At 37.9% G+C, this 24,300-nt stretch carries 21 protein-coding genes; 14 read left to right on the plus strand and 7 right to left on the minus strand.

Translation table 11 applies throughout. The features are described from left to right. The first annotated feature begins 15 nt into the window (after positions 1-15). From JIV24_RS10460 to JIV24_RS10490, 7 genes are all read left to right on the plus strand, one after another. On the plus strand, positions 16-915 hold the full coding sequence (locus JIV24_RS10460) for an SdiA-regulated domain-containing protein (RefSeq protein ID WP_200464983.1): 900 nt from the start codon (positions 16-18) through the stop codon (positions 913-915). Beyond that, a complete protein-coding gene (locus tag JIV24_RS10465; RefSeq protein ID WP_200464984.1) occupies positions 916-4,620 on the plus strand; it encodes a metallophosphoesterase in 3,705 nt (1,234 codons plus the stop codon). Between the two features lie 71 nt (positions 4,621-4,691). After that, positions 4,692-5,834, plus strand: coding sequence for a DEAD/DEAH box helicase (locus JIV24_RS10470; RefSeq protein WP_200464985.1), 1,143 nt, complete (start codon positions 4,692-4,694; stop codon positions 5,832-5,834). Between the two features lie 71 nt (positions 5,835-5,905). Further along, positions 5,906-6,538, plus strand: a complete 633-nt coding sequence (locus JIV24_RS10475; RefSeq protein ID WP_200464986.1) for a Crp/Fnr family transcriptional regulator — start codon at positions 5,906-5,908, stop codon at positions 6,536-6,538. Between the two features lie 277 nt (positions 6,539-6,815). Further along, complete coding sequence (locus JIV24_RS10480) at positions 6,816-7,079, plus strand: rhodanese-like domain-containing protein (RefSeq protein ID WP_200464987.1); 264 nt, start codon at positions 6,816-6,818, stop codon at positions 7,077-7,079. Between the two features lie 41 nt (positions 7,080-7,120). Continuing rightward, positions 7,121-7,438 (plus strand): rhodanese-like domain-containing protein, encoded by a 318-nt coding sequence (locus JIV24_RS10485; RefSeq protein ID WP_200464988.1) that lies wholly within the window; start codon positions 7,121-7,123, stop codon positions 7,436-7,438. A gap of 68 nt (positions 7,439-7,506) precedes the next feature. Beyond that, the gene (locus tag JIV24_RS10490; RefSeq protein ID WP_200464989.1) at positions 7,507-9,156 is read left to right on the plus strand and encodes an FAD-dependent oxidoreductase; all 1,650 of its coding nucleotides are present in this window, start codon (positions 7,507-7,509) and stop codon (positions 9,154-9,156) included. A gap of 80 nt (positions 9,157-9,236) precedes the next feature. Here the strand turns inward: JIV24_RS10490 and JIV24_RS10495 are convergent, their stop codons facing one another. From JIV24_RS10495 to JIV24_RS10505, 3 genes are all read right to left on the minus strand, one after another. Next, positions 9,237-10,868: a dipeptidyl-peptidase 3 family protein gene (locus JIV24_RS10495; RefSeq protein WP_200464990.1), complete on the minus strand. Its 1,632-nt coding sequence runs from the start codon at positions 10,866-10,868 to the stop codon at positions 9,237-9,239. Positions 10,869-11,196: 328 nt separating this feature from the next. Continuing rightward, positions 11,197-11,862, minus strand: a complete 666-nt coding sequence (gene mnmD / locus JIV24_RS10500; RefSeq protein ID WP_200464991.1) for a tRNA (5-methylaminomethyl-2-thiouridine)(34)-methyltransferase MnmD — start codon at positions 11,860-11,862, stop codon at positions 11,197-11,199. 74 nt (positions 11,863-11,936) lie between these two features. Further along, positions 11,937-13,367 carry an MATE family efflux transporter gene (locus JIV24_RS10505; RefSeq protein WP_200464992.1) on the minus strand — a complete coding sequence of 477 codons (1,431 nt, stop codon included), beginning with the start codon at positions 13,365-13,367 and terminating at the stop codon, positions 11,937-11,939. A 445-nt stretch (positions 13,368-13,812) separates the two neighbouring features. Here JIV24_RS10505 and dinB point away from each other — a divergent pair, with 445 nt between their 5' ends. Next, the gene (gene dinB, locus JIV24_RS10510; RefSeq protein WP_200464993.1) at positions 13,813-14,895 is read left to right on the plus strand and encodes a DNA polymerase IV; all 1,083 of its coding nucleotides are present in this window, start codon (positions 13,813-13,815) and stop codon (positions 14,893-14,895) included. On the opposite strand, the gene JIV24_RS10515 is transcribed toward dinB, so the two are convergent. The 3 genes from JIV24_RS10515 to JIV24_RS10525 form a co-directional block, all read right to left on the minus strand. Continuing rightward, complete coding sequence (locus JIV24_RS10515) at positions 14,877-15,443, minus strand: FMN-binding protein (RefSeq protein WP_200464994.1); 567 nt, start codon at positions 15,441-15,443, stop codon at positions 14,877-14,879. The two genes, dinB and JIV24_RS10515, sit on opposite strands and share 19 nt — an antisense overlap. A 17-nt stretch (positions 15,444-15,460) precedes the next feature. Then, complete coding sequence (locus JIV24_RS10520; RefSeq protein WP_200464995.1) at positions 15,461-16,648, minus strand: porin family protein; 1,188 nt, start codon at positions 16,646-16,648, stop codon at positions 15,461-15,463. Between the two features lie 299 nt (positions 16,649-16,947). Then, positions 16,948-17,226 (minus strand): hypothetical protein, encoded by a 279-nt coding sequence (locus JIV24_RS10525; protein WP_200464996.1) that lies wholly within the window; start codon positions 17,224-17,226, stop codon positions 16,948-16,950. A 172-nt stretch (positions 17,227-17,398) separates the two neighbouring features. On the opposite strand from JIV24_RS10525, the gene JIV24_RS10530 reads away from it, so the two are divergent. From JIV24_RS10530 to JIV24_RS10555, 6 genes are all read left to right on the plus strand, one after another. Further along, positions 17,399-19,444 (plus strand): PP2C family protein-serine/threonine phosphatase, encoded by a 2,046-nt coding sequence (locus JIV24_RS10530; protein ID WP_200464997.1) that lies wholly within the window; start codon positions 17,399-17,401, stop codon positions 19,442-19,444. Positions 19,445-19,513: 69 nt separating this feature from the next. Then, the gene (locus tag JIV24_RS10535) at positions 19,514-20,485 is read left to right on the plus strand and encodes an HAD family hydrolase (RefSeq protein ID WP_200464998.1); all 972 of its coding nucleotides are present in this window, start codon (positions 19,514-19,516) and stop codon (positions 20,483-20,485) included. Between the two features lie 34 nt (positions 20,486-20,519). Then, positions 20,520-21,053 carry a hypothetical protein gene (locus JIV24_RS10540; protein ID WP_200464999.1) on the plus strand — a complete coding sequence of 178 codons (534 nt, stop codon included), beginning with the start codon at positions 20,520-20,522 and terminating at the stop codon, positions 21,051-21,053. A 1-nt stretch (position 21,054) separates the two neighbouring features. After that, on the plus strand, positions 21,055-21,279 hold the full coding sequence (locus JIV24_RS10545; protein ID WP_234445786.1) for a hypothetical protein: 225 nt from the start codon (positions 21,055-21,057) through the stop codon (positions 21,277-21,279). 210 nt (positions 21,280-21,489) lie between these two features. Next, on the plus strand, positions 21,490-21,951 hold the full coding sequence (locus JIV24_RS10550) for a hypothetical protein (RefSeq protein WP_200465001.1): 462 nt from the start codon (positions 21,490-21,492) through the stop codon (positions 21,949-21,951). Between the two features lie 198 nt (positions 21,952-22,149). Then, positions 22,150-22,518 (plus strand): arsenate reductase family protein, encoded by a 369-nt coding sequence (locus JIV24_RS10555; RefSeq protein WP_200465002.1) that lies wholly within the window; start codon positions 22,150-22,152, stop codon positions 22,516-22,518. 79 nt (positions 22,519-22,597) lie between these two features. Here JIV24_RS10555 and JIV24_RS10560 read toward each other — a convergent pair whose 3' ends face one another. Next, positions 22,598-23,872 carry a S28 family serine protease gene (locus JIV24_RS10560; RefSeq protein ID WP_200465003.1) on the minus strand — a complete coding sequence of 425 codons (1,275 nt, stop codon included), beginning with the start codon at positions 23,870-23,872 and terminating at the stop codon, positions 22,598-22,600. Positions 23,873-24,300 lie beyond the last annotated feature (428 nt).

Genomic DNA, 24,300 nt, shown 5'->3' on the forward strand with positions numbered 1-24,300 from the left:
TCTTATCTTTCTTTGATGAATTTTGAAGAAACAATTAAGATGGTTAAAATAGGAAGTAAGCTTTTACCATTGCTGATTTTACTATGCTCTTGCAATGGTTTAGATAGTCAGGTTGTTGAGTTTACTAAGGGTGGTTCATCGTTGTATGATTACGATAAACCGGCAGCTGTTATAGTGCTGAACAGCGAATTACAAGAAATTTCGGGCTTAGATTATGATAGTGCCAATGATGCTTTGATAGCTATCAATGATGAAAAAGGAAATATTTATCAGATTGATAAGGATTCTGGTGAAAGTAAAAAAATATATGAGTTTCATAAAAACGGTGACTATGAAGGCATAGCTAAAGTCGGCAAGCATATTTTTGTGCTGAAAAGTAATGGTACACTCTATCGTTTTAATACAAAAAAGGATAAAACCAAGGAATTTGAAACAAAGCTTTCGCGTAAAAATGATGCTGAAGGATTGTTCTATTCCCAAGATGACAATAGTTTACTAATTGCCTGTAAAGGATTGCCTTTGAATGAGAAGAAAAGTAAAAAGGCAGTTTATCGTTTTTTACTTGATGAAGAGAAGCTCCAGAAAGATCCATTGATCGAAATCAATGTGGATAAGCTTCAAGAGTGGGCTGAGGAGAAAGAGCTCCAAAATAGTTTGCAATGGCGTATTAAACGTTTTTCACCTTCAGGTATTGCACAACATCCTACTACTAACAACTATTATATTTTATCCGCTCGCGGAAGCATGTTGCTAGTCATCAGTGAAAACCAAAAGCTTGTGCGGCTTGTTTTTTTTAATGCAATGATGCTTCCTCAGCCCGAAGGTATTTGTTTTGATAGAGATAATAAGCTCTTTATCGCCTCTGAGGGTAAGGCAGGTAATGGAAAGTTAATTGTGATTAAACCAAAGCGATAAATGAAGAAGAATCTGGTATATCTATTTGTTGTTTTAATAATGGGGTGCTCAACAGTTAAAGCACCATATTATAGCGCTGAGGAAAAAGACTGGCTTAAGAAAGAGCGATTAAAAAAAACGGTACCAATTCGTACTTTATTTGTTGTGGGAGACGCTGGTCAACTGGATAATGAGGCACGCAATCAAAACTATGTGTTAACTGCTCTTGAAAGGCAATTGAAGGATGCAAACTCACCTGTTGACCTTGTGTTTTTAGGTGATAACATTTATCCCCAGGGCTTACCATCTAAGAATCATGATACACGTACACAAAGTGAATCTATACTTAATGCTCAACTAAAATTAGCTGAGTTCATCAATGGGAATACCTATTTTATAGCAGGTAATCACGATTGGAAAAGAGGAAAGAAAGGTGGATTAAAACGCGTTAAGCGGCAGGAGAAGTTCGTTGAAGAATTTGGCGATAGCATCCTCAATAAAAAGGTAAAATTCTACCCGGGTGATGGTTGTGGCGAGCCTAAAGTCATTAAAGTTGATAAAGATTTAGTGTATGTTTTTGTTGACTCGCAATGGTGGTTGCAAAACTGGGATGTTGAGAAGAAGATGAATCGAGGCTGTGATATCCGAACCCGTGGTGATTTTTTGGTGCGCATGGAAGAGGTGTTTATGAGTTATAAAAATGATGAGGTCGTTGTTTTTATGCATCATCCGCTGAAAAGCAATGGTACACATGGAGGGTATTTTGCAGCCAAACACCATATCTTTCCATTACACGAATTAAACAGTAAGTTGTGGATTCCTCTGCCCGGGCTTGGTTCGGTTTATCCTATCTTCAGGCAAACGACGGGTTCGGTGCAAGATTTAAGTCATCATCTATATCAGGATATGGTTAATGGTTTAAGCGATGCGGCTAAAAGGTGGGATGTTGATGTCACTTTTGTGTCGGGGCATGAGCATAACCTGCAATATTTTGATGACGAAGAGATAAAACAGATTATTAGTGGTTCAGGAAGTAAAATTAGTTATGTAGCAGCCGGAGGAGAAGCCGAATTTACACTTGAGGCAAGAGGGTATGTGAAAATTGATTTTTATAAAAATGCCGAGGCCTGGATTGAATATTACACAGTGGCAGATAAAGATGCCAGTCCTGTTTTAGAATTTCGCCAGCAAATGCGAGAGCTAAAGGCTGGATCCGAAAAAACAGAAATTACCTACCTACCTGTCACTAAAAAAGATACAGTTGTTGCTGCCAATAAAGTTTTTGAAGGAAGCAAAACCATGAAGCGTTTTCTTGGTGAGCAATATCGTAGCATGTGGGCTACAGAGGTGAAGGCCCCATTTATCAATCTAGAGACTAAACATGGAGGGTTAGAACCCATTAAAAAAGGAGGGGGAATGTCGTCCAACTCTTTACGTATGGAAAAAGCCGATGGGCAGCAGTATATTTTGCGCTCCATTAATAAAGATTACACAAAGCTTGTGGAGCCAAAGTTTGCTAACCTGAAAGCTTTAAATATCATGAAGGATCAGAATTCCGCCAGTCATCCTTATGGAGCATTAATGATTCCTTCTTTGTCGGAGGCCGCCGGGGTTTATTCAACACAACCTGAGTTGGTCTATCTAAAACATCAAAGAGGATTAGGGAATTACAATGCTTTTTTTCCTGAAGAAGTGTATTTGCTGGAACAACGCCCTTCGGGTAACTGGGGCAACGCTGATTACTTTGGTAATTCTAATGAAATAATTGGTTATACCGATTTGCTCGAAAATTTACGTGAAAAGAAAACCCACTTTGTTGATCAGGAATGGGTGCTAAAATCACGTTTGTTCGATTTGTTTATTCACGATTGGGACCGACACGATGATCAGTGGCGGTGGGCTTCGTTTACAGAGGACGGAAGGACTCTTTATCGACCAATTCCACGCGATCGAGATCAGGTATTTTATAAGTTCGAAGGTTTTATTCCCTGGTATGTGTCAACGTTTTTGATGAAGAAATTTAAAACCATGAAAGGTGATGTGCGCGATGTAAAGCACTTGTCATTCAATGCCCGATATTTCGATCGTTACTTTTTAAATGAACTGGAATGGAGTGAGTGGGAGAAGATTGCCAAAAAATTGCAGGCTGCCATGACTGATGAGGTGATTGATGCTTCCTTGCAGGGATTACCCCCCGAAGTGCGAGTTCAGAATAAAGAAGTGATTGACTTGCTAAAAGAGCGACGTGAGAATATGCTGAAAATTAGCCGTAAGCTCTACGATTTCATTAATGCTGAGGTGGAAATAACTGGTACAGATAATGATGATCGTTTTGAGATAATTCGTTTGGATGATGGCCGAGTTGAAATCAGTTATTTTGTTGAAAGGAAGTCAAAAGGCGACTTGTTAAAATATAAAAGAACCTTTGATCCGGATGAAACTAAGGAAGTCCGATTATATGGTCTACGCGGTAAAGATGAGTTTATCATATCAGGTGCTGATAATTCTGCCATCCGCATCCGAATTATTGGCGGTGAGGATAAAGACAAAATTATCAACCAAAGTAACAGTAAAGCCATTTTTGCCTATGATAACTCAAAAGGCATAAAAATAGATGGTGATAACATTAAAGAGCGTACATCAAATGACGTAGATATAAATGAATACGATCGTTATGGTTTTAAGTATAATACCAACTTGCCATTTTTACGAGGTGGTTACACATTGGATGATGGTGTTTGGCTGGGTTTAACACATACCTGGACTCGACATGCCTGGCGCCAGGAGCCCTACAAATCAAAGCAAATGGCGGCAGCTCTGATTGCCCCGGGAAGTCAGGATGCCTTTATAGTGATGTATGAAGGTCACTTTCCAAATTTGTTTAAGAATGTAGATTTTTATCCGTCACTTTCTGTCGATTATCCAAGTATTGAAAACTTTTTTGGATATGGAAATGAATCGATTAATCATGATTTAGAGAAACAATACAATTGGGTGCGTAAAAGAGCCATCAAAGCTGAGCCATTAATTAGTTTTAGAAGTCGTAATTCATTTATATCTCTGAAATTTGGCCCCTCCTTTGAATCTGTCAAAATTGAAGATACAGATGGCCGGGTTTGGCAAGATCCCGATATTGGTTTTTCAGATGAAGAATTATCGCGCCATAGTTTTGTGGGAGGAAAGGCTGTATATTCAGTTAACTTCGTCGATAGGGAATCAAAACCAACCAATGGCATACGATACAACGCGTCGCTGGCATATCAGGATGATGTGACCAACACAAATAGTTTGTGGATATTCGATACTAATCTTCAGACCTACCTGACGCTGACTAATCACCCGCAATTGGTGCTGGCCAATAATGTAGGTTATCAGACTATAAGCGGCGAGGCGCAATTTTATCAATACCCTAACCTGGGCAATAGAACCAACTTAAGGGGGTTTCGAAATAATCGCTTTCGTGGAGATAAAGTGTTTTATGAGAATTTAGATTTACGTTTACAGCTCATCGATTGGGATAATCGTTATGTGCCAATGGACATTGGAGTGCTCGGAGGGTTTGATGTCGGTCGTGTTTGGCTCGATGACGAAACATCAGATAGATGGCACCATAGCCAAACAATCGGTATGTGGATGGATGTACTGGAGCTGGTAGTCATGCAACCGTATTATTCATATACCAAGGAAGGCCATTATTTTAGTTTCAGGATGTCGTATAATTTTTAGTGTTTTTGTAGGATATAAGCGGATGTATTTAAATAGCCTATCTTTGTGATCTTATAAATAAAAGATACAACATGTCATTCTCATCATTGGGATTATCCCCTTCTTTACTCAAAACTTTAGCAGCTCAAAAGTATGAATATCCATATCCTATTCAGCTAAAGGCTATTCCGCTTATCTTAAAGAAGGCTGATGTACTGGGCATTGCCAAAACAGGTTCAGGTAAAACGGCCAGTTATGTGTTGCCTATTCTACGTAATCTACAACGCAGTCGCGATACAAAAAATCGTCATGTCAACGTATTGGTATTAGTGCCCACACGCGAATTAGCTGAGCAGGTGAAGAATGTTTTTCAAAAGTTTGGATCAGTAATTCCCGAGCGGATTAAAACATTGGCAGTTTATGGTGGCGTGTCAATTAATCCACAAATGAAGGCCTTGCAAGGTGTTAACATTGTGGTTGCTACGCCAGGACGATTATTGGAGTTGGTAGAGTCCAATGCGGTGCATTTAAGTGAGATTTCCACTTTGGTTCTTGATGAAGCTGATCGTATGTTGGCAATGGGTTTTAAAGAGGAGATGGATCGTATTTATGCATTACTCCCGGCTCGTCGTCAGAACTTATTGTTTTCAGCAACCCTTAACGAGGCAGTAAGTCAGGAAAAGGAATTATTGCTGAATAATCCTGAAGTAATAAAAATTGAGGACGATGACGATAAAGTTGACTTGATTGAGCAAGTGGCCTATTACGCTAGTGATGAGAAAAAAGGACCACTTTTGCGATATATAATCAAAAGTAAAGAGCTGAAACAGGTACTCGTGTTTGTTTCGTCAGCCTTTAAAGCCGATAGTGTTGTTAGTAAATTATCCAACAATGGAATTAGGGCAACTGCTATTCATGGTAAAAAATCGCAAGGTGCCCGTACTAAAGCTTTGGAAAGATTTAAATCAGGGCAAATTGAAGTGTTGGTAACAACCGACCTGCTGGCTCGTGGTGTTGATATAGATGTGCTGCCATGTGTTATCAATTATGAACTACCACGTTCGCCAAAGGATTATATCCATCGGATTGGCCGAACAGGTAGAGCAGAATCTGAAGGAATCGCTATTTCATTGGTAAGCCCTGACGAAGCCCATCATTTCAAAGTCATCCAAAAGAAAATGGGAAAATGGGTTGACCGAATAGATGGCGATAGTATTAATTTGCATGGGTATTAATTAGTGCTTATTTGAACAAGTATAGATGAATGCTTAAATGAAAAGTTTTTAACCCTAACGATTGACTTTTTATGATTGATATAATTAAGAAAAAGTTCCCTATTCTAATAGAACCATCCTTATTGGTTGAAATAGAACGTTACTGCACCACAAAAAAACTAAAGGCCGGTAATAATTTTATCGAGATAGGAGATGAGGTAATTGCCATGCCTTTACTTATTGAAGGCGTTATAAAGGTAGTGCGCGAAGACAATGCCGGCAATGAGATATTACTCTACTATTTAAATGGAGGTGATACATGCGCATCTACTTTATCCTGCTGTATGGAACGTGCTACCAGTGAAGTAAGAGCAACAGTTATTGAGAACACCACAGCTATAATGGTGCCCATCCGCTGCATGGAAGATTGGATGAAAAAGTATTCAGGTTGGCGGAGTTTTATAATGCAATCGTACCGTTTACGTTTTGAAGAATTGCTGCATACCATTGATAGCATTGCCTTTAAGAAGATGGATGAGCGCCTGGTGGAATACCTTATTCAATTATCGGAAGAACGCAATACACATATCTTATTAGGTACTCATCAGGAAATTGCCGATGACCTGCATACCTCTCGTGAAGTGGTCTCGAGGCTCCTTAAGCAGCTAGAAAAGCTTGGGAAAATACGCTTGTCGCGTAATAAGATTGAAGTGGTTGAACTTTAATTAGCGAGAGTTCGATGTAATAGTCGAGCTGAAAGTGCAGTTTATGAAAGTCTAATACAATGCAATTGGAGGAAAGCTTGGTAATTTCATAAAATATCTTTCCTCCTCAGATTATAAGGGTATTAAGTACAAATAGAACCTCAAACCGGCAACGCCCAACCAGAAAATCAATGCTCAAATACTCGTTATGTGACCAAAAGCACAAAACAGCATTTTTTGTGGCATTAGTTTTGCCACCGCATTGCACGAAAAACAAAAACAATAAAAAATATAAATCATGGATTTAAAAAATGCTGTAGTAATTGATGTGAGAACAGTGGAGGAGTATCAAATGGGAAATGTTCCTGGTTCAATTAATATCCCTTTGGATTCAATACCTGAGCGATTGGCTGAGATTAAAGAGTTGAACGGCCCATTAATTATCTGTTGCGCATCAGGTGCCCGAAGCAATGCAGCTTGTGGATATTTGTATAAGAATGGGATAACCGATTTATTTGATGGTGGACCTTGGACTGTAGTGAATTCAAGACTAAATAATTAATAATTATTCATCAAACGTTAGATTAAACTTATTACATCAATATGGGATTATTAGATTTATTATTTGGGAAACGAAAGCAGGAAGTATTAGAAGCCATTGAGCGAGGTGCGAAAATTGTTGACGTACGCACGGCACAAGAGTTTAAGTATGGTAATGTTGATGGTTCGCTAAATATACCGGTTGATAGTTTAAATGCTTCAAATATTAAAAAGCTGAAAAAGCTTAATGCGCCTCTAATTGTTTGTTGTGCATCTGGAATGAGAAGTGCATCTGCCAAGGGTATTTTACTACAAAATGGTTTAGAAGAAGTTCATAATGCTGGTGCTTGGCATAAGTTAAATCGCTGGGTCAATAGTTAGTGTTATTCTGTGTAGCACATATTTAAACAAAGACATCGTATCTTGATTCTTAACTTATATCAAATTAAATGAAACGAATTATTATAATCGGTGGACTGTCTGCTGGTCCATCAGCTGCGGCTAAAGCACGCCGCGAAAATGAGGATGCAGAAATTCTGTTATTCGAAAAGTCAAGCAATATAAGTTATGCTACTTGTGGTATTCCTTATGCTTTATCCGGAAAAATCAATAGTCGTAAAAAGCTGATTGTTGTTGAGGCTGAGTTGCTAAAGAATCGCTTCAATGTAGATATGCATTTGGAAGAAGAGGTAGTGGAAATTCTACCGGATGTAAACAAGATTGTGACTTCAAAAGGCGAATATGAATACGACAAATTGGTATATGCGGCAGGTGCACATACTTTTATTCCGCCTGTTAAAAATATAGAAATCGCTTCTAACTGGTCGCCATGTCGTAGTTTGGAAGATTACGATAAGGTAATGAAGGAAGCTATTCCGGAATCGGCCAAACATATTACGGTTATGGGAGCTGGCCTAATTGGTGTTGAGGTGGTTGAGAATTTACGTGAACTAGGAAAGGAAGTTACTTTGATCGAAGGTAGCTCGCAGGTGTTGCCAATGTGGGAGCCTAAATTTAGCCATTTTGCTCGTAGAACGATGCAAGAGCATGGTGTGGAGGTGATAACGGATTCTTTTGTAAAAGAATTAAAAGTGGAGCAGGGGAATATTACAGAAGTAAAGATTTCTGACACCCAATCAGTAAAAACCGATTATGTATTGATGAGCGTTGGTATTCGTCCGAATACCGAGATGCTGACATCGAAAGGAGCCGAACACATTGGTAATGGAGCTTTGAAAGTAAACGAGCGCATGGAAACATCATTGCCTAATGTTTATGCAGCTGGTGATTGTGCAAGTATCAAAAACCTGCAAACTGGCGAGTATGATTACTTGCCATTGGGAACGCACTCAAATAAAGGTGGGCGCACAGCAGGCCAAAATGCAGCTGGTGGTTCAGACACTTTTGAAGGAGGCTACAAAACTGCCATCATTAAAGTGTTTGAAAAAACATTGGCGCGTACAGGTATGAATCCATCGTTTATGGATAAACAAGGGATTGAGTATAAAACAAACCTTATTTTGGCAGGTGCTACACCAGGTTATTATCCCGATCAAAAGGAGATGATTGTTGAAACGTATTATAAGCCAGAGGATGGAACAATTTTAGGATGTGAACTATTTGGTGAGCATGGCGTTGACAAGCGTGTGGATGTGATGAGTACTGCTATTTATGCCAAATTGAAGATTTCTGATTTGCCTAAATTAGATTTGGCTTATGCACCACCATTTTCGCCGGCAAAAGATCCTGTTGTGGTATCGGGTTATGTATCGTCCAATGCGCTTAATGCTAACTATAGCGAAGTGAGCGTCGAGGAGCTGCAGAATATAATTGCGAAAGAAGACAAGGGTAGTTATCAGATAGTTGATGTAAGAACGAAAGGTGAAATTGCTAAACTAGGCAAGATAAACGATGCTATTGAAATCCCGGTTGATGAATTACGTAATAATCTGGAAAAACTGGATAAGAGTAAGACGACTTATGTGTATTGCGCCAAAGGATTACGTGGTTATTTATCCTTCTTAATACTTCAACAGAATGAATTTGAAAAACTACATAATTTATCAGGTGGCTATACCATCTGGAATTATATGAATTAAAGTCAGGAGAGCACTGGGATAATTTAAAAAGGCGATTGCTTGGGGAAGCAATCGCCTTTTATGTTTTAAGGTTTTATAGCTTATAAACCACAAACTTCTTTACCTTGCTCAAAAACAATATCGCGAGGAATGCCCGCTTTTGCAATGCGATCAAGGTCAGCTTGTAATGCCGGACGAATGGTGCCCATTTCAGCTAACATCTTTTGTGCTTTTTCGTAGTTGCCATCCCCTTGCATTATCAATATGTCGGCAGATAGCTGATTCATTGCAGCCGTCATCTTATCAAAATCAACGGTGTAATAGCCCGTTTCAGCATCATAAGTAAAAGCTTCTGTTTCCTGGAAATAATTAAAACGCATCATATTGGCTTTGCCGTGTGCACTTGCAGCGCCAAAGCGAACTGAGCGGAAGATGCCAGCCATAAACGTCACATAGTTATCCATTAAATCTTTGTTAGGTAGTTCACCCATTTCAGCTAGTTTGCCTACCATGTAAAGTCCAAGGATATCAGCCTTTGCCTCTTCAATAGACGATGCTGTTTCTTTCAAGGCTTCACGAACGCTTTGGTTACCATCTAATGTCATCTTAATTCCTAAGCCGTGAGCTACTTCGTGGAACATTGTATTCTCAAAGAATGCATCAAACTTCACATGCTTTTGCTGCTCAGGTGTAATAACCACCTTACTAATCGGGATTAAGATGTTATCAAACTTGGCTCGCATTGAATTTTTCAACTGTAGCTTACGGCTACCTTTTTCAATGTGTACCTGTGGATCGTTTGGCAGATTGATAGCAATGGTTTTACTACCGGCATTGCAATCACCAGCGTAATACAAGGCATCGTAAGCCCCAAGGTCACTATCCGTTCCCGGTACTTCGGCTTTGTACTCCGCAGGAACTGGTAACGATTCTTGTAACTGAGGCAAAAGAGCTGCAAAGTGAGTTAATTTATCCGACCAGGCTTTGTCTTTAATTAATATAAAAGATTCAAAAGCCGCTTTGCTACCATATAAAGCATCTTCATAGGTTTCAATAGGCCCAACTACAAAGTCTATGGTGTTGGTTTTCATACCCATCCAGGCTATATCACTTGCCAGGTAGTCGTTGCTTAATAAAGCTTCGGCACGCAATGAAAGATAGTTTTTCAGACCTTCATCTTCGGCCAATTCAGCTGCCTTTTTAAGTAAGTTACTGGCTTTGGTTAATTCTGTTTTATAAGCAACGCTATATGGGATAGCTTCTAAAGAATTATCTTTCTTACGACGAACAAGCGTATAAAGGTCTGATTTTTTATCATCAGTAAATGCTTCAAACTCATCTTTAGTCATATCGCTAGGATAGAATTGAGCTCCTGCTGGTTTTGTGCCAATGCCAGAAACAAATGATTGGTTATCATTTAATCGCTCCCAGGGACCATAGTTAATTTTAATAAATTTTTTAAGGTATTCGTCCTCTGTATTGTTTAATAATTCATCACGATCGCCCCAGGCTTGTCTCCAATACAGGTCTTCCATTATTTGTGCAGTCTCAAATAATATTGGAAGCATCTGTTTTTCCTTTTCACTTAACACAGATAGGTCAGTCGATAATTTAACAGGGATAAACTCTTCAACTTTCTGTTGGATGTTGTCGACAGAACTTGTGTATGTCACTTTTTCCTGACAACTAACAAAAAGTAATAAAGCCAATAAAGGCATAAATAACTTAGTCATAGTTTGTTGTTTAAATAATTGCATTTGGTGGATGAAAGTACAAATTATAATAGATGCTGACAATGATAAAAGACAAGGATAAGGGTGGTTATGAATGAAGTTACCTATGCTCTTAATGTTTTGTCAGTACCTTTAAGATAATAGATACTAATATTTTTCATGTTTTACTCGGGTAAAAAGCCGCTTATTACCTGGGTTAAAAATATCTTTTACCTGGTTTAAATTGTAAAAACATAAGGTGGAAAACCCAAGAACATGCTGTCAGGAATTCAAACAAGTACTTACGATATACCATAATGATGCTGGTATTTGTTTACCAGCTCACTTGTTATTTTTTAATCGCTCTCAGCATTTCTCGCTTGCCTTTGGGGCCAGGCAGGCGTTCAACCGTAAAGCCAACAGCTTGCATGGTGCGACGAACAATGCCTTTAGCACAGTAAGTTGTTAAGATTCCATCAATATTCATAGCATCGTATATTTTCTGAAAGATGGCCTCGCTCCACATCTCAGGCTGCACTTCCGGTGCAAAGGCATCAAAATATACAACATCGTATTGTTGGGTAAATTGCACAGATGTTAAATCGTTTTCATCCTTTAGTATGCTCATTTGCGGCGTTAATCGTTCAGTTGAGTTCCAGGGAAGCTGGTGTAGTTTTTCAAAAATAGCTTGTTCACTATTGTTTCTGGCAAAGTTAAGTTGCTGGGCGGCCTCGGTTTCCAAAGGAAATTTCTCTAAAGAATGATAGAGTATGTTTTTGTGTCGGGTATTAGTAGCGGTTAATAATGCATTAAGTCCTGTGCCTAAGCCTATTTCCAGTATGTTGATGTTTGTCTTATTACAATACAGTAATGCTGGTTCAATAAACACATGCATCGACTCGTTGTATGCTCCGTTAACTGAATGATAATGTTCATCCAATTCCGGAACAAATAAAGTGTGCGACCCATCAGCCGAAACCTTTAATTCAACTTTTCTACTTTTATCCTTTAACACAATACTTACTTTTTGGTCAATGAATTATTCAATAGGCTTTGAGCTTCTATACATTAAAAATTAAAGCATGAATTCTATTCATCAACTTGTTCAATCTTTATTTGCTGACGTTGACGCGTTGGTAAAAACGATAAACGTGTTTTCTTTTTTGGAACATTGGGCTTTCCTGAGCGATGAAGTACACTTATGTACCAACTCATTAATCCAATGCCTTTAACTACACTGGATAAGCTAATGGCCCACCAGATGCCCAACATGCCCAGGTACTTTTCTAGTGACAAAACCATGGCAGCCGGCACACGTGCCCCCGTAAATACAACACCAATAATTGAAGGCGGAACTGTTCGCCCGATGCCGTTGAAGGCTCCACGGGTAATAATTTCTATAATCATAAATACCTGAGAAACTGCCAGGATTTTAAGATAAACGATGCCCATTTGTAAAGGCTCAGGTTCGCGCAAGAATAAAGAGAATATTTGCTTGCCGAACACTATAAAACAAACAGTAACAATGGTACCTAAAAAAATGCCAATGCCCAAAGTGGTGAAATATCCTTTTTTGATACGGCTCCAGTTGTTGGCTCCAAAGTTTTGCCCGGTAAAACTGCCCAATGCTGTTGCAAAGCCCGATGATGTCATCCAGGAAATAGCTTCTATTTGAGCTCCCACACTTTGCACCGCAATGGGGATGTCGCCCCATTTGGTTATCATTCGTGCTAAGATAAGGGCAAAGCAAGCAAATAAAGAGCTTTCAGCTGCCACTGGCATACCCAGTTTAAATATCTTGAGGGATATATCTTTACTCAGTTTAAAACGTTTAAAGTCAGGGTCGATGATTTCCTTTTTCCAAACAAAACGGGTACAGAAAATACCAAAAACAACCACTTGTGCAATGACGGTTGCCCATGCGGCTCCATTGATGCCCAGTGCGGGAAAGAAACCTAAACCAAATATCATTAATGGATCGAGCAGCATGTTCAAGCCAAGCCCTACCAGCAAATAGTAAAAAGGCAAGCGACTGTTACCTACTCCGTTGTATATTCCCTGGAAGGTGGGATTTACAAAAGTAAATACAAAACCAAGTGAGACGATGCGTAGATAATTGATGGCTCCGTCTTCAACAATACCAGTTGACAGACGAAAAACACTAATCAGTTGCGGTGTGAAAATAAGTGCAATGCCAGCAATGATGGTCGATAATATCACAGCCCAAAATAAGGAGTGGCGTGCAAAGCGAGCTGCCGTATCTTGCTCTTTTCGTCCTAGTGCTTGCGAAACGCCTACTTCGGCACCAATGCGCGTCACTAATAATAGTGACATACCCAGCCAAATATAGAAGCCTGCACTGCCAACAGATGCGACCGCATCGCTACCTAGTTGTCCCAGCCAAATCATATCGGTTAGGTTGTAGGCCATCTGCATTAATGAGGTGCCAATAATTGGTAAAGCTAATTTGACCAATTGTCGAAAGATTGGTCCTTGCGTTAAATCAACTGATTTCTTCATTTCGTCTGCGAAGATAGCTGATATAGAATTACGACAGTTGATTTATGCTGTATGATTTTTATTAACCCGAGTTCGGCATAAAATTAATAGCTCAGACCGCTTGTAAATAATTGGTTTCAAGAAATGTTTGCGAAAGCATAGCTGGCTATGGTAAGTAAATATGACGAAGAAAACAGTTGTTTACAAGTGGGAAAGCAAACTTTTCATTAAATAACTAATCTACCTCTCTAAATTTTATCACAATAGCTCGCTATGCTTCAAAAATTTATATTGTATATCAGTCATTTAATAAAATATGAGCTGTTTAATTTTAATCGAACTCGGGTTATTAGTGTTTGATTTTCAAACGTTGTGTTTTTGTTGATTGAATAAAATAGGAAACATTAAACTTTTAAACCAATCAACTCATGACTATTTTTATACCTTGCAGCCCAATTAAACACCATTGCAGCGTAAAATTATCCATATCGATATGGATGCTTTTTTTGCATCTGTTGAGCAACGCGATTTTCCTGAGTTAAGAGGAAAACCAGTGGTTGTTGGTGGCAATAGTGAACGAGGGGTGATTGCAGCTGCCAGCTATGAGGCTCGTAAGTTTGGTGTACGCTCTGCCATGTCGTCGAAAGTAGCTTTACGCCGTTGTCCACATCTGATATTTCAAAAACACCGCTTCGATGTGTATAAAGAGGTATCGCAACAGATTAGGGAAATCTTTTATGAGTATACTGACTTGGTAGAGCCTTTATCGCTCGATGAAGCTTTTTTGGATGTGACGGATAACAAAAAAGGTATTGAATCGGCGACTGTGGCAGCACGAGAAATAAAACAAAAAATATTTGAGAAGACGCACCTGACTGCATCTGCAGGTGTTAGCGCCAATAAATTCCTGGCTAAAGTGGCCAGCGACCAGCGAAAACCCAATGGCATTTATATTATTAAACCAAAAGATGTGCAGGCTTTTGTTGAGCAGTTACCCATTGAGAAGTTTTTTGGTGTGGGGAAAAAAACTGCTGAAAAAATGCATCAACTGGATATTCATAAAGGCAAAGATTTGCTGCGTTTTGATTTGCCACGCTTGGTTCATTATTTTGGTAAGGCAGGGCAATATTTTTTTGATATTGCAAGAGGTGTTGATGAACGCCCTGTTCGTCCGCATCGCGAACGAAAGTCGGTAGGCATTGAAAATACCTTTAGCAAAGATTTAGTAGATAAGCAGCAAATTCAATTGGAGATAAGTCGCTTGAAGGAAGGATTGCTAAAGCGTTTGTCAAAAAGTGGTAAGCTAGGTAAAACGCTGACTTTAAAAGTGAAGTTCGATAATTTCGAACAGATTACACGCTCCAAAACAGCAGAGCAAACAATCACAGATAAATTGCTGGATGAACTCTGCAAAGAGTTATTGGAAGAAGCCCCGCTTAATCGCCCCATTCGCCTGCTGGGGTTAACAGTTTCGAATTTTAATTTTGAAACGGAAACAGATGCTTTACAGCTGAAGATTCGCTTTAAGGATTATGATTTGGAAAGATAGCTTTCAAATAGCTTTGTTTTATGGCTAACATCTTCTGTAATGCCATTTACTGAGATGGTTGCACCTGATATGGAGTCGATGTTTCTACCGACTTCCAACTTGGCTTCATGAGTATCGTAACCAATAAATTGCTTGAGCCAGCCTTTTGCGGTTACCTCATGGCCATGTGTAGCCTGATAATTGAATATCTTAACGAGTACAACTTCAGCTTTTTTATTAAACAGCATCATGTAATCAAAATACTCAGAATCGCCCATTGGTGTTGCACCTGGAAGTGAACAGCCACCTGCCCGGCAGCTATTCACACGTCCAATGTACATATGTGTTATGTCTGAGTCAGTATTATCACTATTAATAGTGAAAAACTTGCCTTGAACCCCTGCATTTAGTTCCTCATGAAGTTTAACCTCCTTCAACTGAACGTTTGTTAATTTGCAGTTCTTTACCAGGGTCTTTTGAATGGCTTTGTGTTCGTAGTTAATGTCGCCACGACCAAATGCCAGGCAAGTCCCTAAAATAAAAATGAGTGTAAATACTGACTTCTTCATAATCTTATAAATTGGTATTAGAACATGATACCAAATCCGGCGTTAAATGTTTTGGCATAACTATCATCGGCAGCCGATTTCACAAACTGCATATCAGCTTTTAAAACCGCATTTTGTGTCATCTTCCAGGTTAAACCAGTGGTGATAGCATTTTTGTCGTACGCATCATTCTTTGCAAGGTTACCAGCTACGTTATTATGGGTATCAAATGCCTCATAACGAATAAATGGAATCAAGTCAGTTTTAACATTATCAAGATGCTTGAACAAGTTGTACCCTGCCTCTAAATAAAAACCATTTAATGAGCTTCCAAGATCGCTTCCGGTAAACTCATTGTATTGCTCCGTATTTGATAACGAAGTGTAGTAGTACTGACCACGTAACTGCAAACCTCCGTAAGTGTAACGAGCATCAAGTCCAATCATTGACATACCAATAGTTGATGAGTCGGCTGCAGCAACAGCTTCCTTATCACTCTTTTCGATACCGTCATAAAGTGTGCTTTGCGAATTACCAAAGTATCCTGAAAGACCTACATTTAATCCTCTGATGCCGAAATATTCAACTTTACCCGTAAAGTTTGGAGAGCTTACATATGCTTCCGCACCCTTTTGACGACCTTTGCGCAGGCCGTTTTTGCCGCTGAATTTTGCCGAGCCGTCATAACCATTAAAACCGCCTACTACATATGCTTGATAACGAATAGATGCAGGCAAAATATTACCAGTAAAACCGGCACCAATTTCACGCCATGTTGTAGGGGCTATGTATTTGTCAACTAATGGACGTTCCACACCATTAAAAGTGTTTGGCTCGTGATATTCGTTAACGATACCCATTGGTATAAGCATTAAACCTCCACGAAACTGGAATGCATTCGATATTTTATGCTGAATGAAAGCCTGCTCTACATATACTTCTTTTACATGTTCAAACTCTAATTCTGTTACGAATTGTGTCTTTTCATTGAAGTTGTAACCAAATAGCATAACAACACGATGAACATCTAGTTGTCCATTGTTGTATGTGTCGCCATCAAGAGCTTGATTGTAGTGAACCTCGCCATAACCACCAATGGTTAATCCCTGATTAGAGTTTAGCAGACGTTGAGCTGAGTTGACTTGTTGCTGACTAGCATTGTCTGTTTGTGCAAATCCGTTAGTAAATATTGCCGCAATGGCAACAAGTATTAAAATCTTCTTCATTGTTAAAAATGTTTCCCGTTGTTTTAAAATCCCCAACTTCGATTAGTGGAATTGATTATTTGATGGCAAAATTAAGGGATAACTCTTTGGTGTAAAATCCCTAAAAGTTGGGAAAAAGAGGTAGGGTTTAGTGAGGTGTAGTAGTGTTTGGGTATATTGTAATGTGCAGTTAGTTAGGTTCTAGGAGGAGTGTGAGAGATGTTTTTTGTTTTTTGATAAATAGACTTATCCCTACAAATAGGGATAAAAAAAACTTCCACCATAACTGATGGAAGTTTCAATTTTTCAATAGATAATCCTTAAAGAGCGTTAGTGTCTTTAGAAATGGATAAGAATTTTTCCATCATATCTTTTCTAAGATTTTGATAGTAAGATTTTACCATTTTAGGATTGTCTTTAGCATCTGGATGATTGGCTCTTGCAACTAAATCATTTCTAAATTCAATTGCCTTTACCATTACTTCAGCAATTTTATCATTATCAACATCTTCCTTAACTAACTGCTTCACATACGCTTCAGTTACAAGTTCAGAAGCAAGGAAGTTGATGTCTTTTTTTAATTCTCTAACACTAGCCATATTATTATGTTTTAATGTATTAAGTACAAATGCAAATGTAAGTAATTATTAATTAACCAAAAATGATAGGCAGGGATTAAGCTTGGTAATGCCTGTAAACTAATTGAATAGTGTTTGGTGAATAAACATTAAATATAATTACTTGTTGTAAACCATAAGCAAACCTTAGATAATGAGACCAGTAAAAGGCTATATAATTTCATCTCCCATTACTATTTACGTTTTATTAATAATACTGTTGACATCTTGCGATGGTCTTGAAAAGAAATCAACTTTTATAGATTCTGCAGATGCGGTTCAAATACAAGATGAATTTATAACATACTCTGAAGCCATAGTAGGTGAAGAAGGTGAGTTACTTAAACTCGCCAATAATGATACTATTACCTGGAAAAGCCTATCAGAGTTCGCAATTACTGAAGAATCTGTAAATCTGTTCTTAAAAGTAGAGTTGACATATCATTCCTCATGTATCGTTAATCTCAAAGGTGCGCAGATTATAGAGCTTGTTGAACTTCAGGATTCAATTATTATTAAAAGAAAGAATGCGGGTGTTCTTGCCGAAAACCAGCGACTGTACAGATATAAAGACAAGCCATGGGTGATTTTAGATGCAGCAACTGGTGATAAAAGTACGATATATGCCTCGGTAGAATATGGAAGAGGAATTAAGAAACCTATTGTTTATCTGTATGATGAGCAAGTAGTGTTTGATAAATTACTAGTTAAAAAATTTATAGAAGGTGTTCTGATTGGTGCTTTGGTCATTTTGTTGATTATCAACTTGATATTTTTGATTTCAACACGTGATAAGGTTTATTTTCCATACTTATTATACGTTGCGTCATTTACTTTATTGTTTTTATTACGCGAATCCATCATATATGAAATCATCTCTTCAATATGGCTTCCGAGGTTTATTGATGCTTTGCTATTCATTACAACAGGAATGTTGATTATTTCTTATCTATGGTTCGCGAGTCGGTATTTACATCTCAAAACAAAACAATCATATTGGTATAAAATTGTGCGACTGAGTATGGTCGGAACCATCGTCATCGTGGCGTTAATTTATGTGTTGCGACTTGTGGCTCATAGCTCTTCTACAATTCCTGTTACAATATGGTCGGTAGGTATTTTTCTTTTAATAAATATTCCGGCCTGGAAACGATTACGTTTTTATAAACCAGCATTTTTATTGCTTTTGAGTAATATCATTCTATCTCTGGGAGGAATTGTAAATTTATTGATTGGTATTCAAACCAATTCGATGCTGGTTAATCATGCATTGGAGATTGCTGTGGTGTTGCAGATGGTTATTTTCTCTAAAGGAATTGGAGATAGGGTGAAGCTTGAAATGCAAGAAAAACATCGGGCTCAAAAAGATGCTATGCGAATGCTGGAAGCAAAAGTAGTAGAGCGAACGGCTGAAGTAACCATGCAAAAGGGGATTGTTGAAAAGAAAAATAGGTCTATAATTGATTCTTTGAATTATGCACATCATATTCAGGCTGCTATTCTTCCACCGGCCAAACTGTTAAAAGATACATTAGGTGAGTGTTTTGTTTTGTATAAGCCAAAAACGATTGTAGCTGGTGATTTCTATTGGATGGAAAAAGTTAATGGACGAGTATTTTTTGCTGTGGCCGACTGTACAGGTCATGGTGTGCCCGGAGCTTTGCTTAGTGTTATGTGTAGTAATATTCTTAGTCGTGCAGTTAAAGAAATGCAATTATACCAACCGTCAACTATTCTTGATGCGGCTGTTAATTTATTAGAGGGCTATTTCGAAAAAAGCACCAAAGAAGTTAAGGATGGTATGGATTTGGCACTGTGTTGCTTGCATAGTGATTCGAGGCTATTGGAATATGCCGGAGCAAATAATCCACTTTACCTAGTACGAAATGATGAATTAGTAGAGTTTAAGCCTAACCGACAGCCTGTTGGTAAATATCGAAAGCGTCAACTATTCAATAATCATGTAATTGAATTAAGAAAAGGAGATTGTGTGTACTTGTCATCAGATGGTTATGCAGATCAATTTGGCGGTGAGAATGGCACAAAATACAGATATAATCGTTTTAAAGATTCACTAATTAGTATTCACACACTTGAGATGAATAAACAGGAAAATTGGTTGAATGAAACCATTGAAGATTGGAAAGGTGATAACGACCAAATCGATGATATTTGTGTAATGGGATTAAGGATGACGTAGCTGTTGAAATTTAATGATTTACATCTTACCTTTTTCGTATGATTGAAAACTATAATCAAACCTATTTATATGATTAAATACTTCTTGCCTTTGCTGCTAATTTTGGCAGCTTGCTCCCCGCCCCAAAGAGGGACAAATGAAATTCTGCCATCGTGGAACGACGGTATTGCCAAGCAAACAATTATTGATTTTGTGGATAAAACGACGACGAAGTCAAGCCCAGAATTTATTGAAGTTGAAGATAGGATAGCTGTTTTTGATATGGATGGCACTATTTTACTTGAAAAACCTAATTATGTCATTTTCGATTTTGCGATTCGTGAAATGCATAAACGAATGGCAGAAAAGCCTGAACTGAAAGAAAAACAACCATTTAAAGCTATTGCAGAAGAAGATTGGTCGCACTTTAAGAAGGTGCGCTACTTTGCCCCCGATGGACTTTATAGTGTTTTGCTCTTCGCTACTGATGGCATGACCAACACAGAATATCAGGAAGCTGTTCGTAATTATTTCACCAACGTGAAAGATAAACGCTATAATGAGTCGTATAAATATTTGGTTTATGAGCCTGTAATCGAGATGATTGACTTGCTTAAAGAGAATGGTTATGAGGTGTATATTGTATCAGGTTCCGATCCACAGTTTACCCGTACTTTTTGTGCCGAAGTAATTGGCATTCCTGAAACCAATGTAATTGGTTCGACGGTGTTAACCACTTTTAATGAAGAAGTGGGGGCATCAACTTTAACGCGTCAGCATGAGTTTGTACAGCCAATCAACGATGAGGCCGGAAAGCCAGTTAATATACTCAACAAAATAGGAAAAGTACCGGTTGTTGCTATCGGTAATTCCAGAGGCGACTATCATATGTTGCAATACTCGAAGAATAAATCTGTAAGTCTTCAAATGTTAGTTAATCATGATGACGATGTGCGTGAATACAAGTATAATCATGAGGACTTAAGGCAGTTGTGTGCTGATAAGGATTGGATTGAGATAAGTATGAAAAAAGATTTTAAAGTAATATTTAAAGAAAGATGAAAATTTTAAAAGCATCGTTGTAGCGCTAATATTTATGGGTATAAATGTGCAGGCGCAGGATGATAATGTATCGGCAGATTCCAATTTGGCTCAAGCCAACAATCCGCTTGCTAAAATGACAGCGCTTAATTTTCATAACTATTATATTCCAAAGCTCAACGAAGCACCTGAGTATGTTGATTTAAATACCTCCTGGATTCGTTTTGCCAAACCTTTTGCAGGTGGAAAATTACTATTAAGGATTTCTGCTCTCTTGGTGACTAAACCTGAAGCGCCTCTTGCTAATGGAGGTTGGCAGATGAAATCAGGCTTAGGTGAAATAAAAGCTTTCTTATTCTATAGTTTTATCTCAGAACCAACAAAAACAATTGGAATTGGTCCATTGATTTCTGCTCCAACCGAAACAGAAGATGGACTTGGCGCTGGAAAATGGCAGGCCGGTTACGCTAATGTTGCTTTTGTGGCAAAGTCACCGCTGATTCAATATGGCTACTTATTAACCTGGCAGGCATCATTTGCAGGAGATGAAGATAGAAATGACAAGTTTATTTGCTTTTCAGTCATTTAGTATGTGGCAATTAGGAAAAGGAACGTACCTGCGTTCGGCATCCATTTGGGCATTTGATCTTAAAAATCATATGTTTCACGTTCCTTTTAGTATCGGGATAGGTAAGATTGTAAAAGTTAATAATACAGTATTTAACTTATTTGTAGAGCCTCAGTACTCTTTTATACATCAGGGAATCCAACCACAAGTGCAGTTGTTTGCAGGTATCAATCTACAGTTTAATTAGTGATTTTTATAGGGAGAATCAGTATGCACTTGATTCTTTAAAAACATCAACGTAAATTAACTGATCAAATATTTAGAATGTTCATTGAACAACTATTGTTGATTGTCCGTTATTTATTGAGATGAATAATTTGAAAAGTTTTTGATCATATTAATATACGGCAGCTAGTAGATAACAGAATATTCTTTAATAAACTTAAATACTAAAATGATGAGAAAATTAATTTTTGTTTTTGCGTTAATCGCAGGAGTGGCATTTGGAAGTTATGCACAAGAGGTAGGTGTTCGATTTGGTGGTGTTAATGGTGGCGGTGGAGCTGCTGTTGATGGGATCTTTTCATTAGGTAAATTTAGCCGTGTCCATGCCGATGTTGGATTTTTCGATAGTGCAGTGGGTATCGATGCGTTGTGGGATTTCCTATACAAACCTCTACAGGTTGAGAAATCAACTTTTCACTGGTATGCTGGTGTTGGTCCATCAATGACCATTGGTGATGTTTTCTGGCTCGGCGTTTCTGGTGAATTAGGTATTGAGTATCGTTTTGCAGGTGTTCCAATTGCAATAGGTGCTGATTGGCGACCAACTTTTTGGATTATCGATGATACGCGCTTTGGTGCTGACTCATTTGGATTGAATGTACGTTGGGTGTTTGGCAGTAAATCTAGCAACTAATTATTTATTCAATTAATATTGGAAACCCGTTGTATGAGCAACGGGTTTTTTTGTGATGAAATGAGTAATCTATGAAAAATGGATGTTCGTCTATGAAAATGTGACGTTAACCAAAATAAAGTCGATTAGCTTATTGTTTAATGCTCTCTTATGTAGTGCTTTGTTATCTTTGATACGCTAAACCGAAAACCCGGAGTTGTGTTGAGAGGAAAAGTGTATTTGTTAAAAACTTGCAGTACTTGTAAAAGAATACTCAAGCAAGTTAAGCTCTTTGGAGATTTTGAAGTACGAGATGTCAAAACCGAACCATTAACGATGGATGAAGTTGATGAATTGGCAGGTAAAGTTGGTGGTTATGAGCTGATTTTCAATAAACAATCTCAAAAGTACAGACAAGAAGGACTTAAAAATAAGGATTTAACAGAAGAAGAGTATAGGCAATTGTTAAGTGAAGAGTACACTTTTTTGAAACGACCAGTTTTTGTAATTGACGATAAGTTATTTGTTGGAAATAGTAAAACAACCATTGATTTACTAACTAAGTATTTAGCTTCAACAAATAAATAAGATATCCATTACTACCTAACCCAAATTTTAGAAACCACGTAGTAATAAAAAGGCTTCCGTTCTGGAAGCCTTTTTTGTTTTATTCATACATTATTTCATTAATCTTCTCTATCACGGTGTTCTGGGTCTCAAGTGGAAGTGTTCTTATTCGTGTTAAATGAGAGCCTTCAGGAGCAACTGCTCTCATCGTATTTGTTAGTTTACTGTTAATTATTGAGGTTGAGCCCCAAGGATCATTTTGTCCGATGATGGCGATGATTTCCGGATTGAATTGTTGCAATTGTTGCATCACTAATTGCATGGTTGGCTGAAAGGTTAAGGTGTCTCCGCCCGGGGCAAACATGCTACTGCTAATAGTATCGGAATGATATCCTTTTAGGAGTGGAGATAGTTTGCCGGGAACGTATGCGTAATAACCCAGTTCTTTATAGGCTTGGAAGAAAAAAGGTTTGATGTCATTCCAACTTTGATCAGATACATAGCCAACATCACTTCCTTCTTTTAAATGGTTAAATAATTCATTGGCAGTTGCATCATTAGTTGGTATGTCTTCAATATTGCTGCCCCATTGCCAAAATGAAAAAGTATATTCAAGAACAACTAAATCAAAGGCTTTATCATAACCCATTCTAAACGTATAATTTTTATCCTTGGCATATGTTTTAAAGAGTGGCATAATTTCATCACGTTTCATTAAAACGTTTTGTTGAAAGCTTTCTATTTTTGCTCGCTCTTCTGGTGTACCTACGTTCATGAAAAAGTCAAACAATCGATGGTCTTCCCTAGACAAATTTATCGGAGCGACATAGGGAACACTTAGATCAACATCATCAAGGTAAAATGCTCTATGAAAAATAGCTGTTTGACCGCCTTTTCTAATGCCTGTCGTCAACCATTTTTTGCTATAAAACTTTTTAAAAAATTGGATAATGCGATGATGATCAGCTGCAGCTTGTTCAACAGTAAGATATTGCCAGTTGAGACTGTCAGGTCTCGATTCAGCAAAATAGCGATGTTCAATTATTATTTGGTTAGCCTTTAATAGTTGAGCCAGCTCGGAGGTGTAATTTCTTTTTGCTGAATAACCTTCAGTAACACAAATGACTGGTGCTTCTTTATCCAGGTGGGATAACCATATGCGTTGTTTAAATGTTCCCAGTTCGAGATTATTGTGGTCAATTGGTTGCTCAAAAAATATCAACCAGGCATCTTTAAAATGCGTAGAGTCAGGTGCGATTTTTTCGTGACTTATAATTTCTTTGTGTCCGAATAATTCATTTGGTGTTTGAATAGGAGTAGTGCACCTAGACAGGAATAGTATAATAATTGTAAGGCTTATAAATGATCTAATCATTGTTTCTATATTTTAATAAATCAATGGGTGTATTATGTGCAAATACATAATAGGTTAATGCAAATCAAGTGTGACGATACACAGTAGTATTTCACTGAGCGTGTGTCCCTTTTAAAAAAAAGATTGTGACATACGATTGTAGATTCTAACAATCATATAATATTTAAAAAGGAATTAGATATTAATCTATTCAATATCTTTTTATAATTGCAACACGAGATGTGACTAACTAAAACTGCAAAAAAGACTATTAATTGCAGGAGGTAGTATAAAAATCAATTTATCCAGCATTCGTAGAGGCCTTTGCCGGACTTGTTCAATGTATTGAATGGATTAATGTTTCGGTACATTTCATTGCTATTCAGAAAAACTAAAATAATTCTTTTTGATGCAAATTGAAATGCATGGTCTTATTTGGATTGATTATA

Origin of the sequence: Carboxylicivirga marina, from assembly GCF_016612505.1 — a bacterium.
In the GTDB taxonomy this organism is placed as follows: domain Bacteria; phylum Bacteroidota; class Bacteroidia; order Bacteroidales; family Marinilabiliaceae; genus Carboxylicivirga; species Carboxylicivirga marina.

What these genes read in the sequence shown, in the direction of transcription:
- JIV24_RS10460 (WP_200464983.1), top strand. Translation starts at nt 16, where the DNA reads ATGAATTTTGAAGAAACAATTAAGATGGTTAAAATAGGAAGTAAGCTT.
- JIV24_RS10465 (WP_200464984.1), top strand. Translation starts at nt 916, where the DNA reads ATGAAGAAGAATCTGGTATATCTATTTGTTGTTTTAATAATGGGGTGC.
- JIV24_RS10470 (WP_200464985.1), top strand. Translation starts at nt 4,692, where the DNA reads ATGTCATTCTCATCATTGGGATTATCCCCTTCTTTACTCAAAACTTTA.
- JIV24_RS10475 (WP_200464986.1), top strand. Translation starts at nt 5,906, where the DNA reads ATGATTGATATAATTAAGAAAAAGTTCCCTATTCTAATAGAACCATCC.
- JIV24_RS10480 (WP_200464987.1), top strand. Translation starts at nt 6,816, where the DNA reads ATGGATTTAAAAAATGCTGTAGTAATTGATGTGAGAACAGTGGAGGAG.
- JIV24_RS10485 (WP_200464988.1), top strand. Translation starts at nt 7,121, where the DNA reads ATGGGATTATTAGATTTATTATTTGGGAAACGAAAGCAGGAAGTATTA.
- JIV24_RS10490 (WP_200464989.1), top strand. Translation starts at nt 7,507, where the DNA reads ATGAAACGAATTATTATAATCGGTGGACTGTCTGCTGGTCCATCAGCT.
- JIV24_RS10495 (WP_200464990.1), bottom strand. Translation starts at nt 10,868, where the DNA reads ATGACTAAGTTATTTATGCCTTTATTGGCTTTATTACTTTTTGTTAGT.
- JIV24_RS10505 (WP_200464992.1), bottom strand. Translation starts at nt 13,367, where the DNA reads ATGAAGAAATCAGTTGATTTAACGCAAGGACCAATCTTTCGACAATTG.
- JIV24_RS10515 (WP_200464994.1), bottom strand. Translation starts at nt 15,443, where the DNA reads ATGAAGAAGTCAGTATTTACACTCATTTTTATTTTAGGGACTTGCCTG.
- JIV24_RS10520 (WP_200464995.1), bottom strand. Translation starts at nt 16,648, where the DNA reads ATGAAGAAGATTTTAATACTTGTTGCCATTGCGGCAATATTTACTAAC.
- JIV24_RS10525 (WP_200464996.1), bottom strand. Translation starts at nt 17,226, where the DNA reads ATGGCTAGTGTTAGAGAATTAAAAAAAGACATCAACTTCCTTGCTTCT.
- JIV24_RS10530 (WP_200464997.1), top strand. Translation starts at nt 17,399, where the DNA reads ATGAGACCAGTAAAAGGCTATATAATTTCATCTCCCATTACTATTTAC.
- JIV24_RS10535 (WP_200464998.1), top strand. Translation starts at nt 19,514, where the DNA reads ATGATTAAATACTTCTTGCCTTTGCTGCTAATTTTGGCAGCTTGCTCC.
- JIV24_RS10540 (WP_200464999.1), top strand. Translation starts at nt 20,520, where the DNA reads ATGGGTATAAATGTGCAGGCGCAGGATGATAATGTATCGGCAGATTCC.
- JIV24_RS10545 (WP_234445786.1), top strand. Translation starts at nt 21,055, where the DNA reads ATGTGGCAATTAGGAAAAGGAACGTACCTGCGTTCGGCATCCATTTGG.
- JIV24_RS10550 (WP_200465001.1), top strand. Translation starts at nt 21,490, where the DNA reads ATGAGAAAATTAATTTTTGTTTTTGCGTTAATCGCAGGAGTGGCATTT.
- JIV24_RS10560 (WP_200465003.1), bottom strand. Translation starts at nt 23,872, where the DNA reads ATGATTAGATCATTTATAAGCCTTACAATTATTATACTATTCCTGTCT.